Origin of the sequence: Micromonospora sp. WMMD1274, from assembly GCF_049179035.1 — a bacterium.
GTDB classification, from domain to species: Bacteria; Actinomycetota; Actinomycetes; order Mycobacteriales; family Micromonosporaceae; genus Micromonospora; species Micromonospora tulbaghiae.
Genome location: NZ_JBMHMG010000001.1, coordinates 1,235,645 through 1,257,002 on the forward strand (window position 1 = coordinate 1,235,645; position 21,358 = coordinate 1,257,002).

Sequence of the window (21,358 nt, forward strand, 5' to 3'; positions counted from 1 at the left end):
AGGCGCGCCGGGCCCTTCTCGTCCCCCGATGCGACGACGGCCCGGCGTCCCTGGCGGGAACGCCGGGCCGTCACCATCGCGGGCGACGCCGGGACGGGCTCGGTCAGCCGACGGCGGCCAGGTCGGTCAGCCGGGCCAGCGAGTCCTCCAGGTCGGCGCCGACCCGGCGCAGGCCGAGCCGGAGCAGGGCCGCCTTGACGGGTCCGGCGGGCCACCGCACGACGATCAGGCGTACGACGGTGCCGCCGTCCTCCTCGTCCGGGGTCAGCTGGACGTAGATCTCGGTGCGTGCCTCGGCGCGGGCGCCGGCGCCCTTCGCGCGTTCGCGCCAGCCGATCAGGGTCGGCTCCTGGAAGGCGATCACCTCGGCCTCGTGCGCGGCGCCGCGTCCAGCCTGGACGAGTTGCCGCCGCCCGAATCCCTCCCCGGACAGGACCTCGGCCGCGCGGACTCCCGCCAGCCAGGCCGGCAGTTGCTCGGCGCGCTGCACGACATCCCAAACCACATCTACCGGCGCCGCCACGTGCGCACTTCGTTCCACGAGGATCATGAGTATCTTTCCCCCACTTAAATCACATCCGCGATATTCGGCACTCTATGTGTAAATCGGACTTAAGCGGACGGGTTCGGAAAAGACACGCCGAACCGCCTTGCGCTACCCAGTCATCTCGGCCTATGGCGCAGCGGTCCGCGGAGCCCTAGAGTCGCGAGCACGCTTCACGTTCTGGAGGGTGACTTGACGACCGCGCCGATGCCCGAGTTCCCCGCCGGCTTCCGCTGGGGGGTCTCCACCTCCGCGTACCAGATCGAGGGTGCGACCACAGTCGACGGCCGCGGCCCGTCCATCTGGGACACGTTCGCCCACGACCCGGGCCGGATCGCCGACGGCAGCACCGGCGACCATGCGTGCGACCACTACCACAGGTACGCCGAGGACACCGCCCTGCTGGCCGGGCTGGGGGTGTCCGCGTACCGGTTCTCGATCGCCTGGCCCCGGATCCAGCCGGCCGGAACCGGCCCGGCCAACGCCGCCGGGCTGGACTTCTACGACCGGCTGGTGGACGGCCTGCTCGACGCCGGCGTGGACCCGGTCGCCACGCTGTTCCATTGGGACCTGCCGCAGGCGCTGGAGGACGCCGGCGGCTGGCTGAACCGGGACACCGCCGCCCGCTTCGCCGAGTACGCCGACCTGACCGCGGCCCGCCTCGGCGACCGGGTGAAGCTCTGGATCACGCTCAACGAGCCGTTCATCCACATGAGCCTCGGCCACGGCACGGGCGAGCACGCCCCCGCCCGCACGCTGCTGTTCGACGCCTTTCCGGTGGCCCACCACCAGCTCCTCGGGCACGGCCTCGCGGTCGCCGCGCTGCGCGCCCGCACCACGTCCCCGGTGGCGATCGCCAACAACTACTCCCCGGTGCGCCTGGCCGGCGAAACCGACGCGGACCGGGCCGCCGCCGCGGCGTACGACGCGCTGCACAACCGGCTGTTCACCGAGCCGCTGCTCGGACGCGGCTACCCGGACGCGCTCGGTCCCGAACCGGGCGTGGTGCGCGACGGCGACCTGGACGTCATCGCCGCGCCGATCGACGTCCTCGGCGTCAACTACTACAACCCGACGGGCATCCGGGCGCCGGAGGCGGACTCGCCGCTGCCGTTCGAGATCGTGCCGCTGGACGGCTACCCGCGCACCGCGTTCGACTGGCCGGTGGCCCCGGACGGGCTGCGGGAACTGCTGCTCCAGCTGCACGAGCGGTACGGCGGCGCGCTGCCGCCGATCCAGGTCACCGAGAGCGGCTGCGCGTACGACGACGCGCCGGACGCCGCCGGCCGGGTGCACGACCCGGAGCGGATCGCGTACCTGGACGGGCACATCCGCGCGGTGCACCAGGCGATGGTCGATGGCGTGCCGGTCACCGGGTACTTCGTCTGGTCGCTGCTGGACAACTGGGAGTGGGCCGAGGGCTTCACCAAGCGGTTCGGCCTGGTGCACGTCGACTTCGACACGCAGCAGCGCACGCCGAAGTCGTCGTACACATGGTTCCGGGATCTGGTCCGGCGATGACCACGATGAACCCGACGCCGGCCTCGCTGCCGGCGGCGCTGGCCGAGCCGACCGTCCCGGTGCGGCGCGGCTGGATCGCGCTGATCTTCGCGGCCAACCTGGGCGTCTGGATGGCGTTCTTCACCCCGATCCAGGTGCTGCTGCCGCAGCAGGTGGAACGGATCGCCCCGGCCGACAAGGAGGCCATGCTGGCGGTGGTCACCGGCATCGGCGCGCTCGCCGCGGTGCTGGCGAACCCGCTCGCCGGGGCACTGTCCGACCGCACCTCGCTGCGGCTGGCCAACCGGCACTTCGGCCGCCGGCACGTGTGGACCGCGCTCGGTGCGGTGGTCGGCGCGCTCGCCCTGGTGCTGCTGGCCCGGCAGAACACCATCGCCGGGGTGGCGGTGGCCTGGGTGGCCGCGCAGGTCTGCTTCAACGCGATGCTCGCCAGCCTCACCGCCGCCATCCCGGACCGGGTGCCGGTGGCGCAGCGCGGCGGCGTGTCCGGCTGGGTGGGCATCCCGCAGGCGCTGGGCCTTGTGCTCGGCGCGGTGCTGGTCACCGCCGTGGTCACCGGCAACGCCGCCGGCTACGCCGCGATCGCGCTCGCCGTGCTGTTGCTGTCGCTGCCGTTCGCGCTGCTGACCCAGGACGACCACCTGCCCCGGGAGCACCGCTCCCCACTGCGGCTGCGCTCGCTGTTCGCCTCGATGTGGATCAGCCCGCGCCGCCACCCCGACTTCGCCTGGGCCTGGTTCACCCGGTTCCTGGTGCAGACCGGCAACGCGCTGGGCACGCTCTATCTGCTCTACTTCCTCACCGACGGGGTGCGGGTGGCCGACCCCGAGGGCTCCCTGCTGGTGCTGATCCTGCTCTACACGGTCGGCATGATGCTCACCGCCGTGGTGGCCGGACGGATGTCCGACCGCTCCGGCCGGCGCAAGGTCTTCGTGATCGCCTCCGGGCTGATCATGGCGGTGGCGGCGGTGCTGCTCGCGGTGGCGCCGACCTGGCCCATGGCGATCGTCGCGGCGCTGCTGCTCGGCGCCGGGTACGGCGTCTACCTGTCGGTGGACGCCGCGCTGATCACCCAGGTGCTGCCCGCGGCCACCGACCGGGCCAAGGACCTCGGCGTGATCAACATCGCCAACTCGGCGCCGCAGGTGCTCGGGCCGGCGCTGTCCGCGCCGATCGTCGTGCACCTCGGCGGCTACCCGACGCTGTACGCGGTCACCGCGGCGGTCACCCTGCTCGGCAGCGCCCTGGTCGTGAAGATCAAGTCGGTGCCCTGACCCGGCCCCCTGCCGGAAACCCGTCGCGGTCCGCCGTAGGCTGGGGGGCGTGACGGTACGTGTACGCTTCGCCCCTTCCCCGACCGGTATGTTCCACGTCGGCGGCGCCCGCTCGGCGCTGCAGAACTGGATCTTCGCCAAGCAGCAGGGCGGGGTGTTCGTGCTGCGCATCGAGGACACCGACGCGGCACGTAACCGGCCCGAGTGGACCGAGGGCATCCTCTCCGCGCTCGACTGGATCGGCATCGTCCGGGGCAGCTACGAGGGCCCGTACTTCCAGTCCTCGTACGCGGGCGAGCACCGGGCCGCCGCGCAGCGGCTGTACGAGGGCGGCCGGGCCTACTACTGCGACTGCACCCGCGAGGACGTGCAGGCGCGTACCGGCCCGCAGCAGCGCGGCTACGACGGCTTCTGCCGGGACCGCGGCCTGGAGCCGGGTGAGGGCCGCGCACTGCGCTTCCGTACGCCGGACGAGGGCGAGACCGTGGTGGTCGACCTGGTGCGCGGCGAGCCGACGTTCGAGAACAAGCTGATCGAGGACTTCGTCATCGCCCGCGGTGACGGCTCCCCGGTGTTCCTGCTGGCGAACGTGGTCGACGACATGTCGATGGGGATCACCCACGTGATCCGCGCCGAGGAGCACCTGCCGAACACCCCGAAGCAGCAGCTGCTGTGGGACGCACTGGGCGTCAAGCCGCCGGTCTGGGCGCACGTGCCGGTGGTGGTGAACGAGAAGCGGCAGAAGCTGTCCAAGCGGCGGGACAAGGTCGCGCTGGAGGCGTACCGGGACGAGGGCTACCTCGCCGACGCGATGCGCAACTACCTGATGCTGCTGGGCTGGGCTCCGTCGGGCGACCGGGAGATCGTGCCCTGGTCGGTGATCGAGGAGGAGTTCCGGCTGGACGAGGTCAACCCGTCCCCGGCGTTCTTCGACGAGAAGAAGCTGCGCGCGTTCAACGGCGACTACATCCGGGCGCTGCCGGTGGCGGACTTCGTCGAGGCGTGCCGGCCGTGGCTCACCGGCACCGGAACCATCGCCCCGCCGCCGTGGCAGCCCGACGAGTTCGACCCGGCCGCGTTCGCGGCGGTGGCCCCGCTGGCGCAGACCCGGATCGCGGTGCTCAGCGAGATCGTGCCGAACGTCGACTTCCTGTTCCTGGCCGACCCGCTGATCGACGAGGCGGCCTGGGCGAAGGCGATGAAGGAGGGCGCCGCCGACCTGCTGGACGCCGCGATCGTCGCGTTCGAGGCGCTGGAGTCCTGGGACGCCGAGTCGCTCAAGGCCACGCTGGAGGCGGTCGGCGCGGAGCGCGGGCTGAAGCTGGGCAAGGCGCAGGCGCCGGTACGCGTCGCGGTCACCGGGCGCACCGTCGGCCTGCCGCTGTTCGAGTCGCTGGAGGTGCTCGGCCGCGACCGTACGCTGACCCGGCTGCGCGCCGCCCGCGTACGCCTGGTCTGAGCCGCTCAGCGCCGGGCGGCGCGGCGGCGTAGCAGCAGCCCGCCGCCCAGCGCGGCGAGCACCACCACAGCTCCGGCCGCCCACAGCCAGCCCGTACCCCCGTCGTCGTCCGCCTCGGCGGCGGCCGGTGTCGGGCTCGCCGGGGACGGCGCGGCGCTGGTGGGCGCGGCGGTCGGTGCGGCGCTGGTGGGCGGCACCGTCGCCGACGGCGACTCGGCCGGGGTGCCGGTGGTCAGCGTGAACCGGATCTCCCCCTTGACCGGATGGCCGTCGTCGGAGGCCAGCCGGTAGGTCACGATGTAGAGGCCGGCCGCGCCCGGCCGGAACGGCACCGTCACGCGCTTGCCGGCGAAGGTAGGCGCGCCGCCGGCCGCGGCCACGTTGTCCGGGCCGGTGACGGTGACCTCGGTGGTGGCCTCCTTCGGCGTGGCGAGGAACCGCAGCTCGATCCGCTCCGGTACGGCGGCCAGCCGGGCCCCGTCGCGCGGATCGCTGCCGGTCAGCGAGTTGTGCGCGGCGGCCGGCGCGGCCGGCAGCAGCGCGGACGCCGCGACCACCCCGAGCACCACCGCCCAGGTACGCGCCACACGGGCGACCCTGCCCCCCATGGTTCCCTCCGTCCGGGTAGGATCCGGCCGATGATCATCGACCGTTCATTGGTCGGTCTCAGCTCGCAGATAGTTCCAAATACTCTTCCACCAGCTGCAACCGAGCGCCGTTCTGCGGAGTCTTGTGGTGGACACCGGTCCAGTGTGACCTGCAGCGGAAGCCAGCCATCGAACGGGGCGAGGAGGCGGCGATGATCCGAAGGGTGAGACGGCTGCTGGTCGCCGTGACCGGGGGCGTGGCGGCCCTGGCGTGCGCGCTGGCCCTGACCGGCACGGCGGCGGCCCAGGCGGCGCCCAAGCCGAAGCCGGCACCGACCGGCGTCGACATCAGCGGTGAGCGGCTGGACGCGCCGCTGAAGCTGCGCACCGACACCAGCCCCAACGAGGTCAACCTGGTGATCGACCAGGTCAGGTGGCTGGGCACGACCGGCCAGCTGCGCGGCCCGGCCGCGAAGGATCTCGGTCCGAAGTACACGGTGGTGGTGCTCGCCGCCGCCGGTCCGCAGCGCACCTACGACCTGTTCCCGCTGGCCAAGGGCGGTCCCCGGATCTACCGGCCGGGCAAGCAGCCGGACCTGAGCAGCACCCGGGCCGGCTGGTTCTTCGGGCGGCTCAACATGCCCGAGACGCTGCGCTCGGTCGGCGTGCCGATGCCGGCCCAGTTCGACACGCTCGCCGGCGGCATCGGCGGCGGCGAGCGGGTGCTTCCGGAGGAGGCGCTCGACCCGGTGCAGAACATCGACACCGCGCTCGGCGAACTCCAGCGGCTGCTGCTGCTCAACGTGGGCATCGTGCTGGTCATCACCGCCGGGCTGGCCGGCATCGCGCTGCTGGTCCGCCGCCGCACCCGCTGAGCCGTATCGGGCGGCGCGTCAGCACCAGCGGCGCGGCGGGCGCTCCCGGCGGACGGTGCGGTTGCGCGGGCGTACCGCGCCGTGACGGTGGGCGCCCGCCCAGCCCGCCAGACCGCTTCGGCAACTCCGGTCGACCGGTTCCTCGTCGGCCGGGTGCGCCGGCTCCGCCGCCCGCTGCCGGGGCACACCCGGCTCGTCCTCGGCGCGCTCCGGCGCCCGGCCGGCCGGCTGCTCGCCCTGCTGGTTCAGGCACGGCCGGCGCGGGTGTGTAGCAGTCGCCGGCTGGTCGTGGCCGCGCCGGCAGGCCTCACCCTGGGCGCACCCGTGCTCGGCCTCCCCCTGCGCCATCCCGGCCCCCCTCACGCGTCGCCCTCGCCCGCCCGGCCGGAGTCTGGCCCGGCGTGCCCTGACACCGTACTGGCCCGCCCGAACAAGATCGTCAGCGCGTACCGGTGGAGATCGTCGCGCGGCGGCGACCGCGTCACCTCGAAGTGGATCCGCTGGTCACGCCGTGTCAGGCTGGTGCGGTGAGCGAACCGGGCGGAACGGAGACGTCGGCGACGCTGCGCCGCATCGAACGGGCGGCGGGCGGGCTGGCCACCGCCAGCGTGGCCCGGATGGACGAGACGCTGCCGTGGTTCCGTGAGCTGCCCGCCGACCAGCGCTCCTGGGTCATGCTCGTCGCCCAGGCCGGCGTGCGCTCGCTGGTGCAGTGGCTGCGCCAGGGCGGCGGCGCGACCGACCGCACCCAGGAGGTCTCGGACGAGGTCTTCGCCGCCGCGCCCCAGGCGCTGGCCCGCTCGATCAGCCTCCAGCAGACGGTGGCGCTGATCAAGGTGACCATCGACGTGGTCGAGGAGCAGGTGTCGGAGCTGGCCGTGCCGGGCGAGGAGCAGTCGCTGCGCGAGGCGGTGCTGCGCTTCTCCCGGGAGATCGCGTTCGCCGCGGCGCGGGTCTACGCCCGGGCCGCCGAGAGCCGCGGCTCCTGGGACGCCCGGTTGCAGGCGCTGCTGGTCGACGCGCTGCTGCGGGGCGACTCCCCGGACGTGCTGGCCAGCCGGGCCGCCGCGCTGGGCTGGACGGACGCGCCGCCGGTGGCGGTGGCGGTGGGCCGCTCCCCCGGCGGCGAGGTGGCCGCCGTGCTGCACACCGTCTACCGGCAGGCCCGGCGCATCGGCGTCGAGGTGATCGGCGGCGTGCACGGCGACCGCCTGGTCATCGTGCTGGGCGGGGCGGCCGATCCGGTGGCGGCCACGGAGAAGCTGCGTACCGCCTTCGGCGAGGGACCGGTGGTGGTCGGCCCCGCGGTGCCCAGCCTGGACGAGGCCACCGAGTCGGCGCGGGCGGCGCTGGCCGGGTTCCGGGCCGCGCCCGCCTGGCCGACCGCGCCGTGCCCGGTCGCCGCCGACGAGCTGCTCCCGGAACGCGCGCTGGCCGGCGACACCGAGGCCCGCCGCCGGTTGCGCCACGACGTGTACGCGGCACTGGCCCGCTCCGGCGGAGAACTGCTGGAGACGCTCGACGCGTTCTTCGCCGCCGGCGGCACGCTGGAGAGCGCGGCGCGGGCGCTGTTCGTGCACCCGAACACCGTGCGCTACCGGCTGAAGCGGATCGCCGAGGTGACCGGCTTCTCGCCGCTGGCCCCGCGCGACGCGTTCGCGTTGCAGGTCGCGCTGACGGTGGGACGCCTCGACCCGGTGGTCCCGACGGCCTCCGACCGGCGATGACCGACGACGATCTTTGTAGGTTTCCTCTAAAGGTTCTAGTGCGGTTTGGTGCCGTACGTTACAGCGCGGCACGCCGGTATCCGTCAGAGTCGTACACGTGCTCGCCGTACTCTCTCCCGGACAGGGTTCCCAGAAGCCCGGCTTCCTCGCGCCGTGGCTCGACCTCCCCGGCGCCGAGGCGCGTCTGCGCTGGTGGTCGGCGCTGGCCGGGGTGGACCTGATCCACCTGGGCACCCGGGCGGACGCGGACGAGATCAAGGACACCGCCCGTACCCAGCCGCTGCTGGTCGCCGCCGCGCTGCTCGCCGCCGAGCACCTGCCCATGCACGACGTCGGGCTGGTCGCCGGGCACAGCGTCGGTGAGCTGGGCGCCGCCGCGCTGGCCGGGGTGCTGCCGGCCGAGTCCGCCGTGACGCTCGCCGGCGTACGCGGGCGGGAGATGGCCGCCGCCTGCGCGCTGGAGCCGACCGGGATGGCCGCCGTGCTCGGCGGTGACCCGGACGAGGTGATCGCCGCGCTCACGGCGCACGGGCTGCACCCGGCCAACCGCAACGGGGCCGGTCAGATCGTGGCCGCCGGCGCGGTCGACGCGCTGGACAAGCTGGCCGCCGAGCCGCCGGCCCGGACCCGGGTCATCCGGCTCCAGGTGGCGGGCGCGTTCCACACGCCGTACATGGCGCCCGCCGAGACCGCCCTCGCCGCGGTGGCCGCCGGTGTCCCGGCCTCCGCTCCGGCCCGGATCCTGCTGTCCAACCTCGACGGCACGCCGGCCGGGCACGGCCCGGAGACGGTGCGGCGGCTGGTCCGGCAGGTGACCGCGCCGGTCCGCTGGGACCTGTGCATGCGAACGCTGGCCGACCTCGGCGTCACCGGCGTGATCGAGCTGCCGCCGGCCGGCACCCTCGCCGGGCTGGTGAAGCGGGAGCTCAAGGGCGAGGGCGCACCCGAGATCGTCACCCTGAACACCCCGGCCGACCTGCCGGCCGCGCGCCGCCTGATCGCCCGGCACGGCGGTCCCGCCGCCCGCCCGGCCGCGCCGTCGTTCCGGGTGGTCGTCTCCCCCGCCGCGGGCCGCCTCGACCGCTCGGCCGGACCGGCCGAGGGTGCCGAGGTACGCGCCGGACAGGTCCTCGGCCACGTCGCCACCGGCCGGGGGCCGGTCGAGGTGACCGCGCACGACAACGGGCCGCTCGTCGAGTGGCTCGCACACCACGACGACCCGGTCGCACCGGGCCAGCCCCTCGTCCGCATCGGAGGAACGCACTAAATGGCCGGCAGCCGGATCGTCGCGATGGGGCACTACCAGCCCTCCCGCGTCGTCACGAACGACGAGATCGCACAGATGGTCGACACGAACGACGAGTGGATCCGGGACCGGGTCGGCATCGTCACCCGGCGGATCGCGGGCGACGAGACGGTGGCCGACATGGCCACCGCCGCCGCCGGCAAGGCGCTCGCCAACTCCGGCCTCACCGCCGCCGACATCGACCTGGTCGTGGTGGCCACCTGCTCGTCGGTGGACCGCAGCCCCAACGTGGCCTGCCGGGTCGCGGCCAAGCTGGGCATCAACGCGCCCGGGGCCTTCGACCTCAACACCGCCTGCTCCGGTTTCGCGTACGCGCTGGGCACCGTGGACCACGCGATCCGGGCCGGCGCGGCGCGCAACGCGATCGTCGTCGGCGCGGAGAAGCTCTCCGACTTCACCGACTGGACCGACCGCTCGACCTGCATCATCTTCGCCGACGGCGCCGGGGCCGCGGTGGTCACCGCGACCGCCGACGACGAGCCGGCCGGAATCGGGCCGGTGGTCTGGGGTTCCGCGCCGGAGAAGAGCGACGCGGTCCGGATCGAGGGCTGGCAGCCGTACATCACGCAGGAGGGGCAGTCGGTGTTCCGGTGGGCCACCACCGCGATCGCCCCGCTCGCGCTGCAGGCCTGCGAGCGCGCCGGGGTGGACCCGTCGGAGCTGGCCGCGTTCGTGCCGCACCAGGCCAACGCCCGGATCATCGACGGCATCGCCAAGCGGCTGAACATCCCGGACGCGATCATCGCCAAGGACATCGTCGAGTCCGGCAACACGTCGGCGGCGAGCATCCCGCTGGCCCTGTCGAAGCTGGTCGAGCGGCGCGAGGTGCCCTCGGGCGCCCCGGTGCTGCTGTTCGGCTTCGGCGGCGGCCTGACCTACGCCGGTCAGGTCGTGCGCTGCCCCTGAGACCCCCTCGGGCGCGAACGCGCCGAGGTGTGTGACCGGCGACGCCGGTGACACGTGACCCCCCCGATGAGAGGAACCAACCGCAATGACCCGTGACGAGATCACCGCCGGCCTCGCCGAGATCCTCGAAGAGGTTGCCGGGGTGAACCCGGACGACGTGGCCGAGGGGAAGTCCTTCACCGACGACCTCGACGTCGACTCGCTCTCCATGGTCGAGGTCGTGGTGGCGGCCGAGGAGAAGTTCGGCGTCAAGATCCCGGACAACGAGGTGCAGAACCTCAAGACCGTCGGGGACGCGGTCAGCTACATCGAGGCGCAGTCCTGATCATGAGTCGTCCCGACGTCGTCGTCACCGGGCTCGGCGCGACGACCCCGCTCGGCGGGGACGTCGCGTCGACCTGGGACGCCATGCTCGCCGGCCGCTCCGGGGTGAGTGCGCTCACCCAGGAGTGGGCCGCGCAACTGCCCGTCCGGATCGCCGCCGAGCTGGCGGTCGACCCGTCCGAGGTGCTGGACCGGGTGAAGCTGCGCCGGCTGGACCGCTCGGAGGCGATCGCCATCATCGCCGCCAAGCAGGCGTGGGCCGACGCCGGTCTGGACGAGGCCGGGCCGGACCCGGAGCGGCTGGCGGTCAGCGTCGGCTCGGGCATCGGCGGCGCCACCACCCTGCTCGCCCAGGACGACATCCTGGAGGCCTCCGGACCGCGGCGGGTCTCCCCGCACACCATCCCGATGCTGATGCCGAACGGCCCGGCCGCCTGGGTCGGCCTGGAGCTGGGCGCCAAGGCCGGCGTGCACACTGTGGCCAGCGCCTGCGCGACCGGCGCGGAGGCGATCGCGCTGGGACTGGACATCATCCGCGCCGGCCGGGCCGACGTGGTGGTGGCCGGCGGCACCGAGGCGGTCATCCACCCGCTGCCCATCGCCGGCTTCAGCTCGATGCGGGCCATGTCGACCCGCAACGACGAGCCGGAGCGGGCCTCCCGGCCGTGGGACTCCGGCCGCGACGGCTTCGTGCTCGGTGAGGGCGCGGGCGTGGTGATCCTGGAGCGCGCCGACCACGCCGCAGCCCGGGGCGCCCGGGTGTACGCGCGCCTGGCCGGCGCGGGCATCACCTCGGACGCGTACGACATCGTGCAGCCGCACGCCGAGGGTGAGGGCGCCATCCGCGCCATCGCCCGGGCGGTCGCCGACGCGGACGTGGCCCGTACCGACATCGTGCACGTCAACGCGCACGCCACCTCCACCCCGGTCGGGGACATGCTGGAGATCGGCGCGCTGCGTCAGGCGGTCGGCGACCACCCGGTGCTCACCGCCACGAAGTCGATGACCGGGCACCTGCTCGGCGCGGCCGGCGCGCTGGAGTCGATCGCCACCATCCTGGCCATCCGGGACGGCGTGATCCCGCCGACGATCAACCTGGACGACCCGGACGAGGGCCTGACCCTGGACGTGGCCGCGCACAAGGCGCGTCACATGGAGATCCCGGCGGCGCTGAACAACGCGTTCGGCTTCGGCGGGCACAACGTGGCGCTGGTCTTCACCCGCCCCTGAGCGGACGCGCGGAAGGGCCCCTTCTCGAACGGAGAAGGGGCCCTTCCGCGCGTCTCAGCCGCGGTTGCGGGGGTGCTGCCGGGCGGTCCGCTCGTTGCCCCGCCGGTAGTTGCCGGTCCACCGGGCCATGGCCAGCTGCGGGTCGTCCTCGACCTCGGCGAGGAACTGCGCGGCCCGGCCGCCGCGCAACGTGGCGGCGACCCGGCCGTGATGCGTGACGACCACCGTGCCGTCGGCGCGCTCGACGTAGCGGAAACCCTGTGCTGCCTCTCCCATGCGCGCCACCCTGCCAGCCGGGACCGCCCGGACGCACCCGGGTTTCGGCGCGGCCGGGCGAGCGGCCGGGTCAGGTGCGGCAGGTGGTGGCCGGCAGGCCGGAGACCGGCACCGGGGAGCGTCCGGCCGGGCGGGCCTTGCCGGCGAGCACCGCCGCGAGCCCGGTCATCGACGCGCGGGTGGACGAGTAGGTCGCCATCAGCGTCGGGGACTTCGCCCCGGACAGCACGTACGGCGTGTCCATGGCCACCGTCACGGCGGCGTCGGCGCGCAGGTCCTTCGCGCCGTCGCCGTACCCGACCAGGTGCACCACAGTCCCGCCGGAGGGCACCACCTTGACCCCGGCCTTGGTGAGCGCCTCGGTCAACAGCTTGCGGGTGCGCTCCCGGCCGCCGGAGGAGGTGACGCTCACCGGTCCGCTCACCGCGCCGCCGCACTTGCCGCGCAGCACCGTCACGGCGGCGGTGGCCAGGTCGTCGGCGGCCTTGCGGTGTGCGGCGCCGTCGAGCGTGGACAGCGCGGGCGCGTCCCGCCCGGCCAGCCGGAACTTCATGGTCAGCACCCGGGTGACCGCCTCGACCAGGCGGGCGCGGGGCAGCGAGCCGTCCTTGAGCGCGGCGCGCAGCCCGTCGTACGCCTGCTTGACGTTCGGGGTCATCAGGATGAGGTCGTTGCCGGCGTTGAGCGCGCGCACCGCGGCCTCGCCCGGCGACCACTTCTTCGCCGGGGCCATGTTCATCCCGTCGGTGATCACCACGCCCTGAAAGCCCATCTGGCCGCGCAGCACGTCGGTGAGCAGCTTGCGGGAGAACGTCGCGGGGGTGCCCGGGTCGACGGCCTTGACGTCCAGGTGGGCCGACATCACCGCCATGGCCCCGGCCCCGATCCCGGCCCGGAACGGCGGGAACGCGAGGCGGTCCAGTTCGGCGCGGGACTGCTTGATCACCGGCAGTTCGGTGTGCGAGTCCTCGGCGCTCAGGCCGTGCCCGGGGAAGTGCTTGACCGCGGCGCCGACGCCCTCCGCCTGAAGGCCGCGTACCGCGCCGGCCACCTGCGGGGACGCGGTCGCCGGGTCGGCGCCGAAGGACCGGGAGCCGATCACTGTGCTGCGGGCCGCCAGCACGTCGGCGACCGGGGCGAAGTCGAGGTTGATGCCCATCGCGGCCAGCTCGGCCCCGGCGGCCCGCCAGGCGGCCTCGGTCAGCGCCGGGTTCCCGGCGGCGCCGGCGGCGAGCGGGCTGGGCAGCAGCGTCACCCCGTCGGTGATCCGGGTGACCACGCCGTACTCCTGGTCGGTGCCGATCAGGAAGGGCGCGACGCCGGCGGGCAGCTTGCCGGCGGCGGCGCGCAGCCCGTCGGTGAGCGCGCGGACCTGCTTCGGGTTGTCCACGTTCGTGGTGGCCTGGTTGCCCGAGGTGGGGTCGTCGGCGCTGAATCCGACCAGGATCACGCCGCCGAGCCGGTACTTCGCCACCATCTCGGCGGGGGTGTCGACCCCGGCGAGCGCCCGGTTCCCGGCCGCCGACCCGGCCGAGACCTCGGTGGCCGAGCTGCCGTACGCGTACGGCATCAGCACCTGCCCGACCAGGTCATCGTCGCTCAGCGTGCCGACGAGCGCGGCCGCCCGGGCGGCCGGATCGGCGGCCGGCGACTCACTCGGCGCGGGCGCGGCCGACGGCGGCGCCGGGCTCGTCGGCGCAGGCCGGGGCCGGTCCGGCCCGTCCGAGCACCCGGAGACGAGCAGCGCGGTCAGTGCGGCGAGCGCGACGGCGGAGCGCCGCGGGGAAATCGACACGCGGCCCACCGTATCGGGGCAACTCGGCCCCCGTCACCCGACCCGGGTGAGCAGCGTCACCGGCGCGCCGTCTCCGGCGTACCGGTAGGGCTCCAGCTCGGCGTCCCAGGCGGTGCCGAGCGCCTTGTCCAGGGCGTGGGCCAGTGCCTCCGGGCTGCGTGCGGCGGCCATCAGGCTGCGGAGCCGGTCCTCGCCGAGCTGGATGTCGCCGGCCGCGCCGACCGCGGCGCGGAACAGGCCGCGGCCCGGTACGTACATGAAGCGCTCGCCGTCGACGCCGGGACTGGGTTCCTCGGTGACCTCGAAACGGATCATGGGCCACTGCCGGAGGGCAGCGGCCAGCTCCGCGCCGGTCCCCGGGCTGCCGGTCCAGCCGCACTCGGCGCGACGGGCGCCCGGATCGGCGGGCTGCGCCGTCCAGTGCAGGTTGACCGGCGCGGCGAGGACGCGCGCGATCGCCCACTCGACGTGCGAGCACACGGCGAGCGGGGTCGAGTGGACGTATACGACGCCACGCGTTGGCACGGTGACCTCCCGGTGAGCCGAGGTGCGTCTTCCCCTACGACCTCGTCGTACCGAGTGGTACCTGGCACACATGATGACCCGTGTGACTGGTGGTGCGCCAGCGAATCGGAAAATTCGCCGGTCCGCCGGGGCGGGAAATACCCGGGTGGTGGACCCGGTTATGCCCTCCGACGCCGCGACGACCAGCCAGGTGTCGTGGTCGTGTACAGTTCTCTGGGCGGTTCTCTGTGCCGCCGTACATCTTCGCGGGCCGGCGCCCACCCGGGCGTCACTCGCACAGCCCCCGGACGGCCTTCCGTCCCCACCGTACGTCTGCAAGGAGTACCTCCGTGGCGAGCAACACCTCTAAGACCGCGCGCGCGTCCGTCCGGGCCGGCCAGGCTGGCCAGGGTGGCGCCCTCAGCGTGCTGGGCGAGTTCAAGTACCTGATCCCGCTCAACGGCGGCAAGCACGCCTACGTGCGCAACCTGACCAACGGCAAGACCGCGCACCTGCGCACCGACTCCGACGCCTTCGTCGAGGAGATCCGGGTGCTGGCCGCCGCCGGCCACGCCGCCAAGATCCGCGCCGAGATCAACGGCCTGGCCGCGTCCTACCCGGACCACGGCTGGGACGCCACCGAGAAGCGCCTGGTCGAGGCCGGCGTCTTCGAGGGCTGAGCACCCTCACCCGCACCACCGCGACCGCCCGCCGGGATCACCCCGGCGGGCGGTTTCGCGTCTCCTCCCGCGGCAGCAGCGTGACCTCGCCCGTGGCCAGGTCGTAGAGCGCGCCCTCCACCGCCAGCTCGCCGGCCTCCACCGGCCCGGCCAGGCGGTCGTCGGCGCGCAACGCGGCCACGGTGCGCCGGACGTGGCGGCGGATCGCCAGCGGGTGCGCGTCCGGGTCGTCCACCCCGACGTCGGTGACCGCCGGGGCGATCCGGTCCACCACGTACGCCAGGTCCCCGCCGGGGTGGCGCCCGGTGCGCAGCGCCTCGACCGTCGAGCCGACCGCGCCGCACCGCTCGTGGCCCAGCACCATCACCAGGCGTACGCCGAGCTGCTCCACCACGTACTCGATCGAGCCCCGCACGGCCCGGTCCAGCACGTGCCCGCCGGTGCGGATCACGCAGATCGAACCGAACGTCTGGTCGAAGATCGCCTCCAACGGCACGCGGGAGTCGATGCAGCCCAGCACCACCGCGTACGGCTGCTGGTCGCCGGAGGCCACCGCCGCGGCGGCGGTGACGTCGTGCCCGTGCACCGGCTGCCCGCTGACGAAGCGCCGGTTGCCGGCGAGCAGCTCGGCCAGCGCGGCGCGGGGAGTGCGGGCGGTGGACGGCATGCCTCCCAGCCTGGTCACCGATCCGACGCCGTGGGGCCGGACCGGAATCTTCTCTCCGGGCCGGTTGCCGTGGTCTCATGGCGGGTAACGCCGGTGTCACCGCCGGGTCATCCGGTGGACACACACCGGTGGGCCCGGGAGGTGGACGATGCCGGACCTGGAACTGCGGCTCCCCGACGACGTACGCCTGCACGTCAGCGTCACCGGGCCGGTCGACGCCGAGGTCACCGCCGTCCTGCTGCACGGCTGGACGCTGGACGGGCGCAGCTGGCACCGCCAGGTCACGGAGCTGCGGGAGCGCTTCGGCGGCCGGGTCCGGATTGTCACCTACGACGCGCGCGGGCACGGCCGGTCGAGCTGCCTGGCGCTGCGCGACGCCACCCTCGCCCAGCTCGGTGACGACCTCGCGGCGGTGGTCGACGAGATCGTCCCGGCCGGTCCGGTCGTCCTGGTCGGGCACTCGATGGGCGGCATGACCGTGATGGAGTACGCCCACCGCCACCCCGACCGGTTCGCCGCGCGTACCGCGGGCCTGGTCTTCGTCTCCACCACCGCCGAGGGGCACACGCACACCGCGTACGGTCTCTCCCCCCGGATCACCCGGCTGATCCGCCTGGCCGAGACCACCGGCGCCGGGGTGCTGGCCCGCTGCGGCGGCTGGCGGCCCCCGCACGCGCTGCTGCGCGCGCTGCGCCCGAGCATCCGCTGGATGCTGTTCGGCGACCGCTGCGACCCGGCGGACATCCGGCTGGTCACCTCGGCGGTGGCCCGGGCCACGCTGCGCTCGATCGGCGGTTTCCGCGCCTCGATCGGCGCCCAGCACCGGCTGGAGACACTCGCCGCGCTCGGCGGGCTGCCGGCCGCCGCGCTGGTCGGGGACCGGGACCGGCTCACCCCGCCGCCCTGCGCCGAGTCGATCGCGGCGGCGCTGCCCACCACGGAGCTGACCGTCTGCCCGGGCGCCGGGCACATGCTCATGATGGAGCGCCCCGACGCGGTGAACGCCGCCCTCTCCGGCGTGCTGGACCGGGTGCTGGCGGCCCGCCCCGCGACCCGCCTCTGAGCGTTCCCCACCTCCGGGCGGCACCGACGTACGCCACGTGCGCGGCATGCCCCGGCGTGCCGGTTGCCGGCGGCCCGTACCCTCATTCAGCCCGTCGTGCCCTCCGAACACAGGAGCATCCGCGTTGACCGACCAGACCACGCTGGACCGGGAGATCGCCGCCGAGCAGCGCCACCTCGACCGGGTGTACGCCCGGCTGGCCGAACTGCGCCGGTCCGCGGCCGAGGCCGAGCGGGAGGGCTACCGGCTGGCCCGGGTCGGCAACTTCGGCGCGCTGGTCGAGCGGGACGCGATGGTCTTCCACGCCGCCCAGCGCCGGCACGTGCTGGACGCCGAGCACGAGGGACTGGTGTTCGGCCGGCTGGACCTGCGGACCGGGCAGGTGCTGCACGTCGGCCGCCTCGGTGTGCGGGGCGTGGACGCGGAGACGCTGGTGGTGGACTGGCGGGCGCCCGCCGCCGCCGCGTTCTACCAGGCCACGCCCGCCGAGCCGCGCGGCGTGGTGCGCCGGCGCACGATCCAGTCCGCCTCGGAGAAGGTCACCCGGATCGAGGACGACCTGCTGGACCCGGAGGCCGCGCCGCCGGACATGGCGGTGGTCGGTGACGGGGCGCTGCTGGCCACGCTGTCCCGGGCCACCGGCCGGGGCATGCGGGACATCGTCGCCACCATCCAGCGCGAGCAGGACGAGGCGATCCGCTCCCCCGGCAACGGCGTCACGATCGTCTCCGGCGGCCCGGGCACCGGCAAGACGGCGGTGGCGCTGCACCGGGCCGCGTACCTGCTCTACTCCGACCGGGCCCGGTACGCCGGCGGCGGCATCCTGGTGGTCGGCCCGTCCGGCGTGTTCGTCGAGTACATCGCCTCGGTGCTGCCCTCGCTGGGCGAGGAGACCGCCACGCTGCACTCGCTCGGCTCGCTGTTCCCCGGCCTGTCCGCGTCCCGGACCGACCCGCCGGACGTGGCGGCGGTGAAGGGGTCGCTGCGGATGCGCCGGGTGCTGGAACGCGCGGTACGCGACGCGGTGCCGGACTCCCCCGCCGAGCTGCGCCTGCTCTACCGGGGCGAGCTGCTGCGCCTGGAGCGCCCCGCGCTGGACGCGATCCGGGACCGGACGCTGGCCCGGGGCGCGCGCCGCAACGAGGTGCGCCGGGCGGCGTTCGACGCGGTGCTCGCCGCGCTCTACGCGCAGGCCCGCACGCTGCGTGTGGGCCGGTTGCCGGAGCAGCCCGCGTTCGAGGACGAGATCATCGAGCGGCCGGAGTTCCGCGAGTTCCTCAAGGCGTGGTGGCCCCGGCTGCACCCGCGGCACGTGCTGGACTGGCTGGCCCGCCCGGACCGGCTGCGCCGCTACGCCGGGGGGATCCTGTCCTCGGCGGAGATCCGGTTGCTCGGCGACGCGTACCGGAGCCTCGCGACCGAGGGGCTGACGGTGGCCGACATCGCGCTGCTGGACGAGCTGGACGCGCTGCTCGGCAAGCCGGTGCAGCGGGCCCGGCCCAAGCGCGACCCGTACCAGCTCGCCGGTGGCGTGCGCGAGCTGAGCACGTACGCCGACCGGCAGCGTGCCGCCCGCGCGGCGGCGCGGGAGCGTCCGGACGACTACCGCGACTACGCGCACGTGGTGGTGGACGAGTCGCAGGACGTCTCGCCGATGCAGTGGCGGATGGTCGGCCGGCGGGGGCGGCTGGCGTCCTGGACCGTGGTCGGCGACCCGGCGCAGACCGCCTGGACCGGCGACCCGCAGGAGCTGGACCGGGCCCGTGACCAGGCGCTGGGCCGGCGCAAGCGGCACCGCTACGAGCTGACCACCAACTACCGCAACTCGGCGGAGATCTTCGCGGTGGCGGCGGCGGAGATCCGCCGCCTCTACCCGGACCTGCCGCTGCCCGCCGCGGTCCGGTCCACGGGTGTGGCGCCGGTCGAGCGCACGGTGCCCGCCGCCGACCTGCCGGCGGCCACCGTCGAGGCGGCCGAGGCGCTGCTCGCGCAGGTGGAGGGCACCGTCGGCGTGATCACGCCGGTGCCGCGCCGGGACGAGGTGGCGGGCTGGCTGGGCGGGCTCGGCGCGGGCCGCCTCCAGGTCGTCACCAGCCTTCAGGCCAAGGGCATGGAGTACGACGGCGTGGTGCTGGTGGCGCCGGGTGAGATCCGGGCCGATCCCGGCTCGGGCGTCCGCACGCTCTACGTGGCGCTGTCCCGGGCGACCCAGCGCCTCACCACGCTCGACCCGGTGGGGTGACCGGCCCCGCCGCCACCCACAGTTCACTTGCATACATAGCGATGTGAACATACATTGGGCCGGGCCGGTACGCGGCAGGGAGGGTGTTGGCGTGGGCGCAGGTCATGACCACAGCGGTGCGGTGGCCAACGCGGCACACCGCCACCGGGGCCGCCTCTGGGCCGCGTTCGCGCTGCTCGCCGCCCTGATGGTGGTCGAGGCGGTGGCCGCCTTCACCACCGGCTCGCTGGCGCTGCTCTCCGACGCCGGGCACATGTTCACCGACGTGCTCGGCATCGGCATGGCCCTCGCGGCGATCACCGCCACCCGCCGGGCCGGCACCGACCCGCAGCGCACGTTCGGGCTCTACCGGCTGGAGGTGCTCGCCGCCCTCGCCAACGCCGTGCTGCTCGGCGCCGTCGCCATCTACGTCCTGGTCGAGGCGGTACGCCGCTTCGGCGAGCCGCCGGAGGTGCTGGCCGGCCCGATGCTGGTGGTGGCGGTGCTCGGCCTGCTCGCCAACATCGTCGCGTTCGCGCTGCTGCGCGCCGGGGCGAAGGAGAGCATCAACCTGCGCGGGGCGTACCTGGAGGTGCTCGGCGACCTGCTCGGCTCGCTCGGCGTGATCGCCGCCGCCCTGGTCATCGCGGTGACCGACTGGTGGTGGGCGGACCCGCTGGTCGCCGTCGGGATCGGCCTGTTCATCCTGCCGCGCACCTGGCGGCTCGGCCGGGCCGCGCTGCGCATCCTGGTGCAGGCCGCGCCGGAACACCTCCAGGTGACCGCCGTGCACGACCGGCTGGCCGCCGTACCCGGCGTGGCCGAGGTGCACGACCTGCACGTCTGGACGCTCACCTCGGGCATGGAGGTGGCCTCGGCGCACCTGACCACCGACCCGGGCGTGGACCCGGCCGGCGTGCTGGCCGCCGCGCGGGCCGCCCTGCACGAGGACTTCTCCATCGATCACGCCACGTTGCAGGTCGAACCCGGAGCGTCGGCCGGAGTGTGCGGACAGACCGAGTGGTGATTAGGACACACTTAAATCACTGTGGCTAATGTAGTCTTATGCCGGTTTTGCCCCGCCTAGTGGCACTGCTCCACGGAGCCGTGCCCGGGCAGCGCCGGTAGTCTCGGTCGCGGCCGCACCCGCGGGCGCCACCGGCCCCGGTGGGGCGGCCGTCGCCTAATCGTCCGCAGGGACGAGCCGGGGAACCACGTACGTGGGGTGCATCCGCGTCAGCGGTAGGGATCTTCCGTCCCGAACCCGTCAGCTAACCCGGTCGGCGCTGACGGAAGGACGTGTGAATGCCCCCAGTGGCACCTGTACGACGGACGGCCGCCCGGTTGGCGGCCCTGCTCGTCGCGACGCTGACCCTCGGCGTCGCGACCGTTCCGGCCTCCCCCGCCTCGGCGGCGCCCGCGACCGGCCTGCTCGCCGCCGCGCCCGGCGACGACGAGGGCGGCACGCCCGAACTGCGCGCCCAGCTCGACGCGGCCAGCAAGGGCTGGCTGGAGGCGAAGGCCGCGCTCAACCGGTCGGTGAACCGGCAGAAGCAACTCAACGAACAACTCAAGACGGTCGGCGCCGAACTGGCCGTCCGGGACGCCAAGGTCGGCGAGATCGCCGCCGTGGCGTACCGCAACGGCCGCCTGGGCACCGCCGGGGCGCTGCTCGGCAGCAGCAGCCCGGAGGGCTTCATGGACCGGGCCGCCGCGCTGGAGCAGGTCGCCGCGCACGAGGACCGTACGCTGCGCGACCTGATCGCGACCCGGGACGAGGCCACCCGCACCCGCACCGAGCTCGACGGCGAGATCCGCGAGCAGCGCAAGCAGGTGGCGGTGATGGGCAAGCGCAAGGAGCAGGCCGAGCGTGCCCTCGAGGTGGCGAACGACCGGGCCTCGCGCAGCAGCAGCGGCGGTGGCAGCGTCCAGGGCACCTCCAGCAAGAACGCGAAGCCCGCGCCGCGCAACTCGGACGGCTCCTGGCCGTCGGAGTCGTGCAGCGTCAACGACCCGACCCCGGCGAACGGCTGCATCACCCCACGCACGCTGCACGCGCTGCAACAGGCCAAGGCGGCGGGCTTCACCCGGTACGTCTCCTGCCACCGGCCCAGCGGCTCGGGTGAGCACCCGAAGGGGCGCGCCTGCGACTTCGCCGCGCAGAAGAGCGGCTTCGGCGGCGTGGCCACCGGCGGCGACCGGACGTACGGCAACAACCTGGCCGCGTACTTCGTGCGCAACGCCGACCCGCTCGCCGTGCTCTACGTGATCTGGTTCAAGCAGATCTGGCTGCCCAGCAGCGGGTGGAAGTCGTACAGCGGCGGCAACGGCGACCCGTCCAGCGACCACACCAACCACGTGCACCTGTCGGTGTACTGAGCGCGCCCTGGAGGGCGGCC

The 21,358-nt window shown here is 74.2% G+C and carries 21 protein-coding genes and 1 riboswitch; of the genes, 14 read left to right on the forward strand and 7 right to left on the reverse strand.

Annotated features, from left to right (window positions below; translation table 11 throughout):
• Positions 1-103: 103 nt before the first annotated feature.
• Positions 104-550: an SRPBCC family protein gene (locus ACN27D_RS05240; protein ID WP_120568628.1), complete on the reverse strand. Its 447-nt coding sequence runs from the start codon at positions 548-550 to the stop codon at positions 104-106.
• A gap of 201 nt (positions 551-751) precedes the next feature.
• On the opposite strand from ACN27D_RS05240, the gene ACN27D_RS05245 reads away from it, so the two are divergent.
• From ACN27D_RS05245 to gltX, 3 genes are read left to right on the forward strand one after another with little or no spacing between them, the layout of a single operon-like run.
• Positions 752-2,065 (forward strand): GH1 family beta-glucosidase, encoded by a 1,314-nt coding sequence (locus ACN27D_RS05245; RefSeq protein WP_421501111.1) that lies wholly within the window; start codon positions 752-754, stop codon positions 2,063-2,065.
• Positions 2,062-3,339 carry an MFS transporter gene (locus ACN27D_RS05250; protein ID WP_358172436.1) on the forward strand — a complete coding sequence of 426 codons (1,278 nt, stop codon included), beginning with the start codon at positions 2,062-2,064 and terminating at the stop codon, positions 3,337-3,339. The genes ACN27D_RS05245 and ACN27D_RS05250 overlap by 4 nt, the downstream gene beginning before the upstream one ends.
• 49 nt (positions 3,340-3,388) lie before the next feature.
• Positions 3,389-4,798, forward strand: a complete 1,410-nt coding sequence (gene gltX / locus ACN27D_RS05255; protein ID WP_421498638.1) for a glutamate--tRNA ligase — start codon at positions 3,389-3,391, stop codon at positions 4,796-4,798.
• A gap of 5 nt (positions 4,799-4,803) precedes the next feature.
• Here gltX and ACN27D_RS05260 read toward each other — a convergent pair whose 3' ends face one another.
• A complete protein-coding gene (locus ACN27D_RS05260; protein WP_421498639.1) occupies positions 4,804-5,406 on the reverse strand; it encodes a copper resistance CopC family protein in 603 nt (200 codons plus the stop codon).
• Positions 5,407-5,597: 191 nt separating this feature from the next.
• Between ACN27D_RS05260 and ACN27D_RS05265 the strand changes: the two genes are divergently transcribed.
• Positions 5,598-6,260, forward strand: a complete 663-nt coding sequence (locus ACN27D_RS05265; protein WP_120568623.1) for a hypothetical protein — start codon at positions 5,598-5,600, stop codon at positions 6,258-6,260.
• Between the two features lie 18 nt (positions 6,261-6,278).
• Here ACN27D_RS05265 and ACN27D_RS05270 read toward each other — a convergent pair whose 3' ends face one another.
• Positions 6,279-6,608: a hypothetical protein gene (locus ACN27D_RS05270; protein WP_120568622.1), complete on the reverse strand. Its 330-nt coding sequence runs from the start codon at positions 6,606-6,608 to the stop codon at positions 6,279-6,281.
• Positions 6,609-6,712: 104 nt separating this feature from the next.
• Between ACN27D_RS05270 and ACN27D_RS05275 the strand changes: the two genes are divergently transcribed.
• From ACN27D_RS05275 to fabF, 5 genes are all read left to right on the forward strand, one after another.
• The gene (locus ACN27D_RS05275; RefSeq protein WP_305034171.1) at positions 6,713-7,987 is read left to right on the forward strand and encodes a PucR family transcriptional regulator; all 1,275 of its coding nucleotides are present in this window, start codon (positions 6,713-6,715) and stop codon (positions 7,985-7,987) included.
• 97 nt (positions 7,988-8,084) lie between these two features.
• Entirely contained in the window at positions 8,085-9,254 is a 1,170-nt protein-coding gene (locus ACN27D_RS05280) for an acyltransferase domain-containing protein (protein ID WP_358194345.1), read from the forward strand.
• A complete protein-coding gene (locus ACN27D_RS05285) occupies positions 9,255-10,199 on the forward strand; it encodes a beta-ketoacyl-ACP synthase III (protein WP_120568620.1) in 945 nt (314 codons plus the stop codon). It abuts the gene before it with no gap.
• A gap of 85 nt (positions 10,200-10,284) precedes the next feature.
• Positions 10,285-10,524 carry an acyl carrier protein gene (locus ACN27D_RS05290; protein ID WP_007072348.1) on the forward strand — a complete coding sequence of 80 codons (240 nt, stop codon included), beginning with the start codon at positions 10,285-10,287 and terminating at the stop codon, positions 10,522-10,524.
• A 2-nt stretch (positions 10,525-10,526) separates the two neighbouring features.
• Positions 10,527-11,753 (forward strand): beta-ketoacyl-ACP synthase II, encoded by a 1,227-nt coding sequence (gene fabF / locus ACN27D_RS05295; protein WP_121686656.1) that lies wholly within the window; start codon positions 10,527-10,529, stop codon positions 11,751-11,753.
• Between the two features lie 54 nt (positions 11,754-11,807).
• On the opposite strand, the gene ACN27D_RS05300 is transcribed toward fabF, so the two are convergent.
• The 3 genes from ACN27D_RS05300 to ACN27D_RS05310 all read right to left on the reverse strand — a co-directional run bounded on the left by ACN27D_RS05300 (position 11,808) and on the right by ACN27D_RS05310 (position 14,349).
• Positions 11,808-12,029, reverse strand: a complete 222-nt coding sequence (locus ACN27D_RS05300; RefSeq protein WP_120568618.1) for a hypothetical protein — start codon at positions 12,027-12,029, stop codon at positions 11,808-11,810.
• Positions 12,030-12,099: 70 nt separating this feature from the next.
• Positions 12,100-13,824 (reverse strand): glycoside hydrolase family 3 protein, encoded by a 1,725-nt coding sequence (locus ACN27D_RS05305; RefSeq protein ID WP_421498640.1) that lies wholly within the window; start codon positions 13,822-13,824, stop codon positions 12,100-12,102.
• Positions 13,825-13,857: 33 nt separating this feature from the next.
• Positions 13,858-14,349: a DUF3145 domain-containing protein gene (locus ACN27D_RS05310; RefSeq protein ID WP_013287841.1), complete on the reverse strand. Its 492-nt coding sequence runs from the start codon at positions 14,347-14,349 to the stop codon at positions 13,858-13,860.
• Between the two features lie 329 nt (positions 14,350-14,678).
• Here ACN27D_RS05310 and ACN27D_RS05315 point away from each other — a divergent pair, with 329 nt between their 5' ends.
• Positions 14,679-15,008 carry a hypothetical protein gene (locus ACN27D_RS05315; RefSeq protein WP_013287842.1) on the forward strand — a complete coding sequence of 110 codons (330 nt, stop codon included), beginning with the start codon at positions 14,679-14,681 and terminating at the stop codon, positions 15,006-15,008.
• 37 nt (positions 15,009-15,045) lie between these two features.
• Here the strand turns inward: ACN27D_RS05315 and ACN27D_RS05320 are convergent, their stop codons facing one another.
• Positions 15,046-15,675, reverse strand: a complete 630-nt coding sequence (locus ACN27D_RS05320; protein ID WP_421498641.1) for a carbonic anhydrase — start codon at positions 15,673-15,675, stop codon at positions 15,046-15,048.
• Positions 15,676-15,823: 148 nt separating this feature from the next.
• On the opposite strand from ACN27D_RS05320, the gene ACN27D_RS05325 reads away from it, so the two are divergent.
• The 4 genes from ACN27D_RS05325 (at position 15,824) to ACN27D_RS05340 (ending at position 21,338) form a co-directional block, all read left to right on the forward strand.
• A complete protein-coding gene (locus tag ACN27D_RS05325; RefSeq protein ID WP_421498642.1) occupies positions 15,824-16,738 on the forward strand; it encodes an alpha/beta fold hydrolase in 915 nt (304 codons plus the stop codon).
• A gap of 124 nt (positions 16,739-16,862) precedes the next feature.
• Positions 16,863-18,980: a HelD family protein gene (locus tag ACN27D_RS05330; protein WP_421498643.1), complete on the forward strand. Its 2,118-nt coding sequence runs from the start codon at positions 16,863-16,865 to the stop codon at positions 18,978-18,980.
• Between the two features lie 91 nt (positions 18,981-19,071).
• On the forward strand, positions 19,072-19,986 hold the full coding sequence (locus ACN27D_RS05335) for a cation diffusion facilitator family transporter (RefSeq protein WP_421498644.1): 915 nt from the start codon (positions 19,072-19,074) through the stop codon (positions 19,984-19,986).
• A gap of 143 nt (positions 19,987-20,129) precedes the next feature.
• Positions 20,130-20,260: riboswitch (cyclic di-AMP (ydaO/yuaA leader) on the forward strand.
• A 4-nt stretch (positions 20,261-20,264) separates the two neighbouring features.
• Entirely contained in the window at positions 20,265-21,338 is a 1,074-nt protein-coding gene (locus ACN27D_RS05340) for a coiled-coil domain-containing protein (RefSeq protein WP_121686659.1), read from the forward strand.
• Positions 21,339-21,358: the final 20 nt, after the last annotated feature.